A 14,411-nucleotide genomic window follows, 5' to 3' on the forward strand; every position below is an offset into this window, starting at 1 on the left:
ATAATCGCCTCCTAACACTATCGTATGCGTTTAGCATGCGAATTGCAATCATATAAAATATTATTATTATAAATTTACAATTCAGGATACAAAAAGCATCCCACCTAAGTAAGCAGGATGCCCTCATGGCAATTTTGTTATTTTTTTAGTAAGCCCAAAATATAAAAATAAGCACTCCTTCATGGTACGCACGACGAATAGCATCTTTTTAACAAAAGCCCCAAGCATCTACACGAAAGTACTATGAGACTTGTTATTGACGATATAACTGCTTTGGATTAATACTCAAATAAAAGGGGGCTATTAAGTGAAAAAATTACTTATAAATTTGAATTTGTTATTACTAGCCTTTTTATTAATCGCATGCTCGAATAATTCAGAGGAATCCAATGCAGCAATATTATATTTAAATGGTGAGGAATTAATCGGGCAAAAAATTGTAGATAGCGATAAATACACGCTTCTAGATAAAATAGGAGAAATCCAAGTAAAAACTGATGCAGATGCCAAGCCAACACAGGAACTTACTTCTAATGCATTAGAGGTTGGAACGGAAATCTATACTGTTAAAGAAGATGAACAGATATATGTAGCTAAGCTTTCTAATCATCAATATCAAGTTTTTATTAAAAACGCTAATAAATAATCTCACTATCAAACTCAGAATGGTAGTTATGTTAACCAAAAAGTATGTAATTTATTTTATATCAATACATTACTATAAAAATTGGATGTAATATAATGTATGGACACACTCCCTCTTAAAATGTTGTTATATCAACGTTTGCTCTCGCGAGAAAAGCGAATAGATGAGACCCCACAGCGTAACGATTGAAGGAACGGAATTGTAGTGCGCCACTGTGGCAACGACTCCGTGACCAACATCCTGTTGCCCCCAGCATTCGCCCGCATGAGTCGTGCAAGCCTTCCGCTGAAATCAACAATCCCCCTATTTTATGGATTAAATTGGATAATCAACACGCTTGATGTCCATTCTAACTATAGCTATTGTTTGTTGTTAAGATTGATGTATGATTTTCTTTAACATATACTGTTCCACTCATTGTTAGTTCAACAAATAGAAAACTACTCAATGTATACATCACAAACCATTTTTTCTTCATAATTCCATTCCTTCCTGCTTAAGCGCAGGCACTCACACAATTTTCGATACTCTTCTATTTCTTGGTTGTCACTCTGATTTCCAAGAGCATCAAGTAATTTATCGATTTCAGCTAATATCTGTGGATAGATAGCCTGCGGTGAATCAATCATTTCTCCCATAGGTTCACTGTCTTTCTTTGTGAATTTTAGTTTTTTTATCTAAAATAAGTGTTAAATGACGAAAAATATATACTTAATCATTTTTTGTATTATATTATCTAAACTATACATTTGCGTTTATTCCCAATATTTATCCATTTTGATTTCAACAAATATTCACAAGCATAGAGAAAAAGCCTTTATTTGGGTGCCTAGCACTTGGGGTTTACCTATCCTTTGATTTTACGTATAGATATGATAAACTGAATATATAATAAAAAGAGGCTGAGTGCGCTAACACTCAGCCGATTGTAACACACATGCCGCAATGTAGCGGCTGACCAGTTCATAAGTTTATATCAAGAGATAGTCACCTAACATTTGGTCGTGCGAGGTGGCTATTTCTTTTTATTTAGATGAAAAATAATCGTCACGATTAATGTCAAAGCTGTCAACAACACAATGTTAAATTGAGCAACTAAACTTAGTACCTCATACGACTTCATCTCGCCTCACCCCCTTCCAAAAGGGAGTTCAGCCGCCACCTACTTTATGTATGTTACTCTCGCTATTCTATCATCTCGTTCTTCATTAGTCGATAGAATCGAATATCTGTACGAAATTTGTCCAGATACTTTGAATGAGTACCTAGCTGGATTCAATTATTTATATTCTTTCTCAAATCACTATTTGGACATTTCAGTTTTTGCACAAAACAAAAGAGACATTCTGCAAGATTGCTCTCACAAAGGACTTCTTGAATTCTAAATAACTCCATATATCCCCATAAATTATTATAATTATTTGAGTACCAGACACCCAAGTTCTGACAACCAAGTGGATCGGGGAAAATTGGTCATGAGTGAAGTGATTGAACAATTATATAAACAACTACGTTTACCATATATCACAGAGGAATTTGAAGATTCTTAGGGTTTAAGATGTTTATCATGATTATAATATCTGTTTTCTTTCCATTTGATACAGCAATAAAGTGAATCGAGTAGGAGGCTAACCATTAATTGATTAGCCGACCTCTCACACCACTAACAGTTCCTACTGCCAAGCCTGTAGTGGACTTTTACCACCAAGTAATCACTCATGCCGGGCGCACAACTCCATCAGTGGGGGTTTTCTTCTTCCCCCGCTGATGGTTAGTTGAACCAATCGGACTTTTACGGGCAGTTGATCTCCCATCTATCTTTCTCGTTTCTCTCTATCTTGAAATGGGGGTCTTACTCAATGTTGTCATTTGGGTGCCTGGCACTTGGGGTTTACAATTTTTCTTTTGAGGCAACTACTCAAAATATATAATTTTACTAATAGACACTACTATTAGTAAAAATTTTAAAAATCGGTATTACTGCTTTTACATCGATTTTAAGTTACCCTAAACAGCTCTGGTCACCTATATTAGACACCATTCATAATCACAATCGGAGTGTATTGGCATGGTTCTACTGTTCATCAAATCTTAGAACGCCAAATTTATACTGGCTGTTTAGTGGCAAAGAAAACATCACAATTTCTCCGACAACTAACAAACGTATTATTAATAAACCAGAAGACTGAATTGTACGAGAAAATACTCATGAAGCAACCATTAGTAAAGGAGATTTCGAATTAGTTCAACAACTAATTCAGTCCCGTAAACGTATAGTTCTCAACAAAGTTCGCATCTTTTTACTTGACTACTGATTTGTGGCAATTGCGATGCTGGAATGTATTTTAAACGAGATCGATATATGTGTGGGCATCAGAACAGCATGAAAAAAAGGCTTGCTCTGATAATTTCCATCCTATTGAGGAAAAATGAACTCAAGCTATTTTAAATGACTTAAATACACTCTACTTCTCTAAAATCTCAAAAAAATCTACAGAAAAGCTTTTAGAAAAACAACTGAAAAAACTACAAGCTAATCCCAATAATGAAATTAAAAAACATCAAAATCAGCTTACTAGTCTACGTGCAAAGAAACAAAATGCCCTTGATAAGCTATTTGAAGATAAAATTGATCAAGATGCGTATGATGGCCACTTTAAATCCTCAAATTGAAAAGCTAGTTGAACAACTAAATTTATTACAATATGAGGAGAATAATACAACTGTAAATGTCTCTGAATTAAAAGCAGACATTTTATAACATTTAAACCCCAAACAACTTTTAACAGAGCTAACGCCATCTTTATTAGCACGGTTCATCCATAAAATAATAGTAAAAGCAGACAGTCAATTAGAGGTGCATTATCGCACTTCTAAACCGTTTGCTTTTTATGTTTCAACAAATATTAAGTCAGATATCCCAAAGAACCATCCTATTAAAGCATATGTTGAAAAGCACGCTTAAATTAGATTTAGTCAACTAGTTCAAGCCATGCACAGCACTCAACATGTGTTAAGAGGTATTCATAGCTGTCAATAATTAGAAGGCTGAATATTTTTGTACAAAATTCACCTTGAGGAAGATATCCACTGAGGGTTTTCGTATGAGGGAAAATATCAACTCTTTTACTGTTTGATTTATACAAACAAGTGAAGATTTTAGAAGGTGGTTAATCTGCTTTGTTTTCTGGTAAATAATATACTTTTCCATCCTTCGCAATTATCTGCACATCTTCAAGATATAATTCTGATTGTTCGTATTTAAAACTACTGCCATTACCATAGCTTTGTTCATCTATTATATTTGCTACGCTCTCATCAATTGTACGAAAATTCAACTCATTTCTTATTAAGCCTGGAAAGAAATGAATTACTCCGTCAAATCCATCTCTCTTGCGGCGATTTTCATCTATATCAATGTTCAACCTTTTTGCAGTATCTTGATGCCAGTTAGTGAGCCTTGTTTGTGAATCAATAACCTGCTGTCTGAATACAGGAAGCAGAGCCACACACTGCTCGCGAGAAACAGCACCAAGATGCAGTGTATACCTTAGGTCAGAAATCTTATACATCACATCCAGCAAAGACTTTTGATACAAATACCAATTCTGAGCCCCTTTTAATTCTCTTTCGTAAGTCTTGTAATCAATATCTTTCTTTTTCGCATATCCAGCAAGTGTCAGATTAGCCTGTCCTAAAAGTTGAGTGCACTCTTCTTCAAGGCTATCAAGCTGAGAAATTTTACTAAGTCTCAACTCATTGTTTTCAAGGATTTCAACTTGAAAGTCTGCTATCTTCTTAACATGGACCATAAGTGAAAATACTCTACTACGATACTCATTGTCCTGAAAATCTGAAACCTTAGATATTCTTTCGCTTATTAAGCCAAGCTCAGCATTAATTTGTGTCATGTAATACTGGCCAACAACTATCGATGCTACTCCCATAGCCGTAGCTGCGGTATTTGCCACAACGCCCGTCCCTTCTTGCGCCTCAATTGCTACTAAATTTGCATGACCTTTAATCCCATCTGCGCCATGATAAATACCTCGAACAGCATTTTCCATTGCATTCGAGTTAGTGAGTTTTGCACCTGCTGGAATTATAGCTCTATATAAAACCTCGTTATTTGCTTGTACTGCTTGAATTGCATTATTAACTGTATTCACGACCTGTGCTAATTCTGGAACAAGATTGTTTACATGTGCCAGAACTTTACTGTTTCTAATTTCAACTAGTCTACTCTCATCAATTTTAGTTCCAACTGGAAGCATCTCCATTTGAATTGCAGATCCATATGGTTTATCTGCCTTCTTAGTAGGGGCTTTAAATGGTGAAATGCCCGAAACAATCATGGAATTTTCTAGTTTTTTATTATCTGCTTTCTTTTTCATGAATATCGTTAGAAAGAAAGCAGTAATAACTACGATGCAAATTCCAATTAATATGTATTCCATATAATTTTAGCCTCCCACAATTAACTCCATGTCTTACTTTTCAACAACTCTGCAATATCCTTAGTTTCAGGTAGATGTTCTGTCTCCAGAATTTGTGTTAAATCAAATATACGTGAGCCCATAGGTGCCCTTGGTGTAATTTTCTTAAAATCAGTTTCATAGAACTTCTCAACAAAGAAATATCTGTGCTTGATAGTTCTTAAATCATAGCCATGCTCATCACCATCTGTAATTGCAAGAAGAATTTTATGTTTTCTTTCCTCAGTTAATTCGCCATACTCTGTCTCATATTGCATACCGTCTTTAGTTTCAACTGCTAAAATACGAGCGCAAACCTTGCCGACTGCGCGCACACTTTTGTTTTTATATAGACTTAAATAGTCATGTGCCCTGAAGCCACGCTCAGCATTGTCATAGTAAATATCTTCACTTACGTTAAAATCAAGAGTGATCCCTGCCAATTGCATCCTCATAAATTTCCATGAATCAGAAACAGCAATGAGGTCATCGTTATAGCAGTAATTCAGATAATCATCCAAAACCTCCTGCATTTCATAATCCCTATCATCAATCACTTCTTGTATTGCATTTGCTATACCTTCAAATGTTGTATTGATATGAATGACTGGTTTACTTTGTGCAGAGTTATATTCCTTTAATTGTTGTTCAAAAATCTTCTTTTTATCTTCTGCCATTATCTCAGGGGCTAGAGTAATCATTACCTTATACTTCTCATCACCAAAAGAATTCAAATGTCTCATAAGCTGATCAGAATAAAACCAGTCAGACATTTTTGTTTCAACAACAATCTTAAAGCTTTCCTGTGTGATGGTCGCATCAGGAACACTATCAACACTCTTCTCTTGTAAGTTAAATACGATTTCTGGCTCAAAGGAATCAGAGAAAAACTCCGACTTTAAAAAGCGAAAAAACTTATCTGAAGAATATTGATATAGGCGAGATAACAGCAACATCGTATTTGCCGTAGCTACATTTTCTTTTGCATGATATCTTTGAAAATAATGAATCTTCATAACTATTTGTCTCCTCTCTTTTTCTTTCCGTAGTTCTTTGGGAAGTAATCCTTCCCAAGCTGCCAAACATACTGGTCGATTTGCTTCAAGTTATAGTTATCCAATCCATAGAAGGAGCGAAAATCAATCAGTATACCTTTGAATCTAACATAGTCCTTCAAATCACCATCTTGGAAATCTGAGAAGTTATCACGATTTCTAAAATAACGAAGCACCTCATCAACGTAGCTATCATAAATCGGATAATCAAGTGGATTGTGATGGCTACAATACTTTGAAGCAAAGGAGTAAAAATTCTTCTCTGTATCACCGATAGTTACATACTGGATATCCCGAACCAGGGTAACATCACCGGCCTTAAGCCTCACATCAATATTCAGATCGCATATATGCTTAGCCATTGGGTAGATTGAGAAAATGTTAGTACTATAAAAATCATTAAGCGTTGATGCCTTTAATAGAATATCGATAACGTCTGTATTCTTCGGGCATAGCTCAAAGAACAGTTTATTAAGTGCATCCTCCTGCAGGTGATAGTTCTCAAGGTCGTCCCACTTTGTAAGATAAATCTCAACCTGCTCGATTGATGGATTAGGAACATCAACGTCCATTTTCTTTTTACGAGTATATGTACGGTAAGCAGTCTTGTCCTGCTTAGATGTGGATAATGAATCGGCAATTCCATCAGTAGCTAAGAACAGGCGGAACCTTCTTAGATGAGACAGGTAGCTATTAGCAAGTGATTTAACATTACCTGTCGAGTTCTCAGAAAGAGTCTTTATTAACTCGTTCTTTGCCGCATTCTTGAAATCAGTAGCAGTCACTGCATTCCAGAACAGGTCTTTGCTTCCTTTCCTCCAAAGGTAGAAGGTATCCGTATAAGCGGTATTGATTGTTAGTTTTGAAATATTCTGACTATTTAAGAATTCTCTGTATAAAGAACGCAGCTCATCATATGGTAAAGCTCTCATTTTATTAATATCCAAAGTCAAACAACCTCCTTTACTCCATACTGTTTAATCTCTCAAGCCACTTCAATATGCAACCACTTTTGAAGAAATCTAATAATGCACCATCGCAAAAGCGCTCGGCTCTAACAACACCCATAATCAGCGCAAGCACACACTGTGCATTCAAATTTGAAACGTCAGCATTCTTCATAGATTTTGCACCCCGTTCAAGACCGTTATCCTTGAGAATATCTCCATAGCGGGTAAGTTCCATATCTTTATTATTTTCCTCAAAGGTGTAAACATCATTGATGAATTTATGTACCATTTCGGAATAACTTACAAAAGGCAACTGCATTGGATGCTCCGGTGTTCCATCGTTTTCTTTATCAACAACCCATTCGCCAATGCTATCTTCCTGGATTATAGGTATGTATTTTGTCAAAATATCGTATTTACCCATCCTCGTCCTCCTCAGTATCGTCAATGCCAAATAACATCTTGAACTTATCGAAGTTATATGGGCATGAGTTATCACCATCAAATCTAACATGTTTATGACCATTGTTGTATTCAGATTCTAGTTCCCATTGCGTACCATCACACACCGTGTATCCGAAGCGCTTAGTTGAATATCATCTGCGCCTCTCACCTATGTGGAAATCCTTAAGTGCGGCCATGAAAGTATCCTTTATATGGTAGAAAACATCTCATTATAAAATCTATCTGCAATATAATTTGTAAATGAACGATTACCTGCCATAATACTCTCCCTACCCATATGAAAATCATATCCTAAGAAAATTTCCTGTTCCAAATATTAGTTCATAGGTAAATTATAACATGTATCATGACTGTCTCAATATTTACATGTGTGCTGCAATAATTCAAGTTTTTTCTATTTTCCGCTGCATAAACGCAGCTATTTGTTGATAATCTACATACCTTCCTCTGGTAGATTATTTCTATCAGTTCAGATATTTTGACCTATCCGACATCCATTCTATCTCCACACCCCTACAAAATCATCCATTCTATCTCCTTAACCCTCTGCCGATTTCCTCCGTCGATATATTTCCTTAATAAAAACAAGAGTTTCCAAGGTTAAGAACATCCACCGCACAACCGGCAGAATGCTTCTCAATCTCAAAAGCCCTTTATTTACAGGCTTTTAAAGCCCCTCTATTTCTCCACCCTTGACATCAAGGCAACGCACTCCACATGGCTCGAGAGGACAGAATGAATGTCATTTGAGTATGCCCGTTCTCGGAAACATATCCACTGCGTTTTTGGTGCTATCGGTAGACGGGAACATATCAATGTTTCTGCATAATCTGATATAATCTAAACAATCTTTTTAACTGAGGTTGACTAAGCGAAGTCCCTTCAAATGCTTGTTCTATTGACTCAATAATTATTTGTTTTTGCACATTACATTCTTTTAGTTTTTCACACAGGTTGTCAGAATAAGTTAGCAACCATTCTAGCTGAAAAGTATCTGCCTTAAATTCTGAAGGGCATAATAAGAAATCATATTCCTCACAAATACCACGATATTTTTCCGTAATAGAAGCAGGAAAATTACGCATAAACATATATGCTGCAACTTCTCCAATATGTTCTTCTGCACTTGGAATCGTATATTTTTCTATTCCAAGTTCTTTGTTTTTTCCGTTCTCTTTAACCTTTTCTTCTAAATATGATTCAACTATATGAAACTCATCACAGTTCTTTGGAAGATGTCCAGAATAACCTCTTTGCATTAACTGAAAGACATTCTCTATTGTATATATAGGATCTATAATCTGTTTAGCCTCGGCATTCAACACGGGGTAAATATATTCCAAACAAGGCTTAACGTAAACTAAATTGTCCCTGTTATCAATAATTAGCCCAGAAATTGTATTATCCATGCTACATTTATCTACTTCTATTATATCTGATAATAATTGAGCAATCATTGAAATATCAGAGATTGCACTGTCAATTCCTATTGGAGGAATTTGATTTTTTAGAATAGGTATGATTTTTTCAAGTAACCAATTCTCAATCATTAAATAGGATCCCTCTACCTTTGCTATTCTCACCCATTTGTTTATTATTCTTATCCTATCAGAAATATCAAAATGTCCATCTCGCATATTAATAATAAATTGAACAGCATCTAATTTACATTCGTTATCAGTTACAAAATACGGAGCAATAGAAAGAAGCATTTTAATTTCTTCACTGTAAAACTTCCAGAGGAAAATTTCCCCTCCTGTTAAAGTTTCCCCAAACATACTATTATAACTTTTGAATTGTTTCTTTATGTAAATCTCTAACTCAGAACTTTCATCAAATGGCAAATTTCTTAAATTAATTTTATTGACAAGATAATCAATATCATCTTTTTTAAAATTCTTAGCTATCAAAATTATATCTGTAAGAGTAAACTTACAACGAGTATTTGATATCATGGAAAATGCCCCATTCTTACTTTTTGATACTTCTTTAGAATAAGCCTCCAACCACGATACCATTGCATTTTTTATGTAGAGTTTATTCTCATCAAATCCAGTAAATAATATCATATTATCATATATAAATTTCGTTGTTTCCAACATTGTTAGTTTAACTTTATCAAACTTAGACATGCCAAAATACATCGTATCTTTTTGAAGTGACTTTTCTACTTCATACTTCTCTTTTGTAAGTTCATAGTATTTATCTATAAAACAATTTCGTTTAGAAAAATCAATTAAAAATGTATATTGAGATTTAAATTCATATGGCAGTTCAGAAAATTGCTTTTCTAATTGGTGATTTCCCATTTCATAATTTAAATGTTCAATAAAGCTATCATCGAATACTTTTAACTGTTTCCCGAAATTAATTGCTCCCTGAAATCCTGTGGTTTGGGTTATCATTTGTTTAATAATCGAAAACAGATATTGTCTATTAATCTGTGAAAAGTAATATATATCCCATTGTCTTGCCTCTTTTGTTTTCTTAAGAATATCTGTATATAAGCTATAACTTGTGGTATAGTGCCCTAATTGTGCCAAATAATATGCTTTTTTATAATTCTCTTTTATACTTGTATATTCAACACAACAAAATTCACTCATAACTTCATATTCGGATGTAAAAGCAGGATTTGTTATATTAATATGAGGCCAGATAAAACCATTCTTAGTCTCTATTCCCTTAACTTCAGCTTTATCTATGAATTTCTTTACAGTAATATACCACTCCTCATTGATTAATTTATATTCTTCTTCATTCTCCCAAAAATCTTCAAAATAATCTAACCGTACATTGGAAAGTGTTTTTAAATGATTGTTTTCATCTAATATTGCATCATGGGTTCTTGTTTTATTAACAATTTTCCATTTATCATTTAATTCGTACTCTCCTTTGAATATACTATTAAAATCCTCTCTTCGAATATAATCCAAATTCCTTTACACCAAATACCTTTTCATAAATATATTGCAATTTGTTGACTCTATCTGCTAAATCAGTTTCATTATTAAATGTTAGTATGTCTTTCAATACGGAACGATACTTGACCAGATAATCTGTATTATCAGTGTAATCATTACAATCAAGAACTCTTAATCCACGGCCTTCTTGATATGAAAGTTCAATATCACTTAACCTTTCCCCAGTATGAATAAAAATTGGCATTACAAAGGAATCCGACTGCACATTTTTGACCCAATTTAAAATTAACTTAATGTTGTAATCATTTAAGCCATAACCAACAAATATAACGAGATTTGTTGCAAATATCGTTTTGACCAAATTGTCAATTAGAAGATACTTATTTTCATAATCCAAGTAATCTTGCTCTTTTAATACAAAATCATTCGAAAAATCACCATGCACCTTTATGATATAATTTGAAGTTTCTGCTTTGGCTACTACTTTATTTGAATTTAAAACACTAAAGTTACGCCCAAATTTAATGGCCGTTTCTTCAAGCAATGTATCATAATTGGTGGTTAGCATATGATTTGGATGTAATGACAATATTAAATCATGTATCTCATTGGGGGTACAGTTGTTTTCAAAACCTTTCTCAACTTTCTTTCTATATATATCCTCGCCTTTATTAAGATAATACATCTGCGGAATCTTTAATAATTCCTCTGGTGAAAAATTGGCATATCCATTTTTATCTTTTTTATATAAGTATCCTATTTCATCTGCCATATCCTGCACTAATCCATTCCAAGAAGGAAAACCAGATAATCTTGAAATACCAGCCCCAACGAATACAGATAATTTTCCTAATCCAGAATAGCGTTTAATGTCTTCCAGAATGTCTGCATTTTTCATATTGACCTCCCACGTTTATAATAAAATCCTAAATTAATTTTAACTACCACCGAACACAAAGAAGCCATCGGCTGGAATGCGTTCTCGCAAACAATTTGTCATATACACTCCACCACAAGGTAAGTTTCTTAAGTGGGAGTATCCCCTGCTCATGCTAGAGGCTAAATTCATTATAGATATCTACTGCATTAACCTGTACGTACAAGAAAAAGTCCTCTATTAATTCCCTTAAATCAAGCAAATCATTCATCTCTGCCAGATTTATAGAAGTCACAGTTCATCACTGCTATTCAAAAAATCTTTGATGAGTTATTTTTAATCTTTTTTCATAAAAAGTATTTATTCGTCGTTTTTATGTTGAATAATTCTTCTTTATCTTTTTCTGTTAACAAATCATCTGGATGTTTACTAGAATCCTGAATCCAATTAGCCTTGCCCATAGCCCATTCATATTCATCTGTTGTTTCATCCAGCTCAGCAGAAATGTATTCCTTTATTAGTTTCGAGTAAAAATAGTTTATCGAGTTAATCAACAAATCCTCGGTTTTTTTATGTTCTTTTTCTCTCCGTTCTCTAAGTAACTCCCTCTCCTGTTCTTCTATCAATCTTCTTTCTTCCTCTAGGATATGAGCCTTTTCAGCTTCATCCATGATTGGCGGAAGTGAAAATATGTATAAGAATACCTTTCTTAATAGATCTTCAGGTGTCATAGTTTTCGTTTGTTTAATTAACTTTTCATGTTTACTCCATTTAAGCCAATACAACTTATAACCCACTTCAACATATATTTTTCCTATTGTTTCATACTTAAATGTATTGTAACGTGAATAGGCTTTATCATCTGGGGATAATGTGACTTTTTTACAGGGGAGTTTAAAATTTAAATTGAATGTATACTTTTTATACAATACTTGTGTTTCATCATATTTACTAACGATTTTTGCTCCTGCCATTTCAAGCGCTTTAAATAAACTATCAATGAAAGGTAAAACTTCTGGAATGATTTCACCGAAGCAGAACTAATTCTTAATTTATCTTCTTTATATGATTGAGTTTTTCTGCGGTATGACACTATTTCCTTATGGGGTTTATTTGATAAAGACTTATTAACCTTTAATGTGTTGTATATTTTAGTTAATTTTTCTTGATCAGATTCTAAGCTAGGAAAGTGAGACGGCTTTTCCTTTTCTATCTTCTTTGTGGATGAAGCGGCATTTTTTCATCATGGGTGCTACTGGATTTTTTGTCATTTACGGCTACTGTAATTCTTTTAGGTACCCCTGCATTTTGTTTTTTAGCTTTTTCAATGGCAATTATTCGATTATTATTTGGATTTGGTAGTGGCGGTTGGACTGGCTTCTCATTCCCCATATGTAAACTACTCCAATAAGATGCTGTAGGTAATGGAATATCATTACCAGTACATGCGTTTTTCAGTTTATTATAGGGTACATTTAATTCTTTAGCAGTTTTAGTGATACCAATAGTCCATAGCTTTTCATATAAATCTTTTCTCGAGATTGATAGCATTATTTTTCCCTCTCTTCATCCTTTGCTTAATTTTATATCTGCAATAGTTTTCAGTCAATTTAATCCACAAATAAGCCCATGTATTCATTAACATGGGCTTAAGTAGATTATATTCACATTTCTATTTGCTTCTCAATTCCTGATTTAAATTCAATAGTTAAATCACTATTGTAAATTGTTATTTTTTCAATAAGCCGCCTTACTAATTGCTCATCATACTCCTCTAACTCGCAGGATTGTTCATTCAAGAAATTAGTCATTTCTGTGATTCGTTGCCTTTTCCCTTCTCGCTCTGCAATTTCAACAAGTGCATTTTGCTTCAATTCTCGAAGGCGGTAAATTTCATCAGCCACATCTTCATAGTCATTCTTGGATTTTGCTTGAATAAGAAGCTGTTGTTGTAATTCTTCCAATTTGCTATCAATGTCATCAGTAGCATTATCAATTTCTTCATTAAATACAGTAGCTATATTTTTCTGTAGCACCTTGAGGAATGGGTCTTTGTTAGCCAAAAGTTCGTTAATAGCCTTAACAACTGCTTTCTGCAATGTTTCCTCGTTTATGGTAGGGGCCGTACATTCAGACCCTTTTTCCTCTAAACGGCTGACGCATCTCCAAACAATAGACTTGTAGCCTCGGTTATTCCAGTGTACCCGTCGGTAAATATCGCCGCACTGTCCGCAGTAAACAATACTCGATAAAGCATACTTGCTGCTGTAGACTCTCTTTTTACCGCCCTTGCCGCCCCGAAGATTCGCTCTTCGAACCATCTCTTCTTGAACCTGCATAAAAAGCTTGCGTGGAATTATAGGCTCGTGGCTATTTTCTACATAATACTGAGGAACGATGCCGTTATTCTTGACTCGCTTTTTAGAAAGGAAATCAACCGTATATGTTTTTTGTAGAAGGGCATCACCGATGTACTTTTCATTCTGCAGTATCTTTTTCAGTGTTTCCGGTCTCCATTTGGATTTGCCTGCCGCTGTAAGGATACCGTCAGTTTCTAGTCCTCTTGCAATCTGTAAAAGACTGCCCCCCTCCAGGTACTCTCTGTAAATCCGTTTAACAACCTCGGCTCCCTCTGGGTCAATGACTAGTTGTTTGTTTTCATCCTTAGTGTATCCGAGGAAACGCTTGTGGTTGACTTGGACTTCACCTTGCTGATAGCGATACTGAATACCTAACTTTACGTTCTGGCTTAAGGATTGGCTCTCCTGTTGGGCAAGGGATGCCATAATGGTTAACAAGACTTCACCCTTAGAATCCATGGTGTTGATATTCTCTTTTTCAAAGAATACAGCGATGTTTTTATCCTTTAACTGACGGATGTATTTAAGGCAGTCTAACGTATTTCTAGCAAATCGGCTGATGGATTTTGTGATGATTGTTTGAGTGCTTGACTCCTATACTTACCTGAATTTCACAGCATATATCGCTTTTATTATTGGGTTTCACAAGATAATGAACA

Annotated in this window: 13 protein-coding genes; 2 read left to right on the forward strand and 11 right to left on the reverse strand. The window is 34.5% G+C overall.

What is annotated here, in order from left to right:
* Positions 1-307 precede the first annotated feature (307 nt).
* Positions 308-646 carry a hypothetical protein gene (locus tag FEZ13_RS10580; protein ID WP_146552590.1) on the forward strand — a complete coding sequence of 113 codons (339 nt, stop codon included), beginning with the start codon at positions 308-310 and terminating at the stop codon, positions 644-646.
* A gap of 349 nt (positions 647-995) precedes the next feature.
* Here FEZ13_RS10580 and FEZ13_RS20085 read toward each other — a convergent pair whose 3' ends face one another.
* On the reverse strand, positions 996-1,124 hold the full coding sequence (locus tag FEZ13_RS20085) for a hypothetical protein (protein ID WP_255473103.1): 129 nt from the start codon (positions 1,122-1,124) through the stop codon (positions 996-998).
* Positions 1,125-1,661: 537 nt separating this feature from the next.
* Positions 1,662-1,769 carry a putative holin-like toxin gene (locus FEZ13_RS19810; protein ID WP_222434407.1) on the reverse strand — a complete coding sequence of 36 codons (108 nt, stop codon included), beginning with the start codon at positions 1,767-1,769 and terminating at the stop codon, positions 1,662-1,664.
* Positions 1,770-2,704: 935 nt separating this feature from the next.
* On the opposite strand from FEZ13_RS19810, the gene FEZ13_RS20480 reads away from it, so the two are divergent.
* The gene (locus FEZ13_RS20480; RefSeq protein ID WP_186725845.1) at positions 2,705-2,890 is read left to right on the forward strand and encodes a recombinase family protein; all 186 of its coding nucleotides are present in this window, start codon (positions 2,705-2,707) and stop codon (positions 2,888-2,890) included.
* 926 nt (positions 2,891-3,816) lie between these two features.
* Here the strand turns inward: FEZ13_RS20480 and FEZ13_RS10590 are convergent.
* From FEZ13_RS10590 to FEZ13_RS10630, 9 genes are all read right to left on the reverse strand, one after another.
* The gene (locus tag FEZ13_RS10590; protein ID WP_146552591.1) at positions 3,817-5,103 is read right to left on the reverse strand and encodes a hypothetical protein; all 1,287 of its coding nucleotides are present in this window, start codon (positions 5,101-5,103) and stop codon (positions 3,817-3,819) included.
* Between the two features lie 20 nt (positions 5,104-5,123).
* Entirely contained in the window at positions 5,124-6,137 is a 1,014-nt protein-coding gene (locus FEZ13_RS10595; protein WP_146552592.1) for a hypothetical protein, read from the reverse strand.
* Positions 6,138-6,139: 2 nt separating this feature from the next.
* A complete protein-coding gene (locus tag FEZ13_RS10600) occupies positions 6,140-7,123 on the reverse strand; it encodes a PD-(D/E)XK nuclease family protein (RefSeq protein WP_186725846.1) in 984 nt (327 codons plus the stop codon).
* A gap of 16 nt (positions 7,124-7,139) precedes the next feature.
* The gene (locus FEZ13_RS10605; protein WP_146552593.1) at positions 7,140-7,550 is read right to left on the reverse strand and encodes a DUF6508 domain-containing protein; all 411 of its coding nucleotides are present in this window, start codon (positions 7,548-7,550) and stop codon (positions 7,140-7,142) included.
* A gap of 853 nt (positions 7,551-8,403) precedes the next feature.
* Positions 8,404-10,527, reverse strand: a complete 2,124-nt coding sequence (locus tag FEZ13_RS10615) for a hypothetical protein (protein WP_222434408.1) — start codon at positions 10,525-10,527, stop codon at positions 8,404-8,406.
* On the reverse strand, positions 10,499-11,413 hold the full coding sequence (locus FEZ13_RS19815; protein ID WP_222434409.1) for an SIR2 family protein: 915 nt from the start codon (positions 11,411-11,413) through the stop codon (positions 10,499-10,501). Before FEZ13_RS19815 ends, FEZ13_RS10615 begins: the two co-directional genes overlap by 29 nt.
* Before the next feature lie 326 nt (positions 11,414-11,739).
* On the reverse strand, positions 11,740-12,366 hold the full coding sequence (locus FEZ13_RS10620) for a hypothetical protein (RefSeq protein WP_146552594.1): 627 nt from the start codon (positions 12,364-12,366) through the stop codon (positions 11,740-11,742).
* 235 nt (positions 12,367-12,601) lie between these two features.
* Entirely contained in the window at positions 12,602-12,943 is a 342-nt protein-coding gene (locus tag FEZ13_RS10625; RefSeq protein ID WP_146552595.1) for a hypothetical protein, read from the reverse strand.
* 113 nt (positions 12,944-13,056) lie between these two features.
* Entirely contained in the window at positions 13,057-14,328 is a 1,272-nt protein-coding gene (locus FEZ13_RS10630; RefSeq protein ID WP_483314027.1) for a recombinase family protein, read from the reverse strand.
* Between the last annotated feature and the right edge of the window lie 83 nt (positions 14,329-14,411).

The sequence above is a fragment of the Rummeliibacillus sp. SL167 genome, from assembly GCF_007896505.1.
In the GTDB taxonomy this organism is placed as follows: domain Bacteria; phylum Bacillota; class Bacilli; order Bacillales_A; family Planococcaceae; genus Rummeliibacillus; species Rummeliibacillus suwonensis.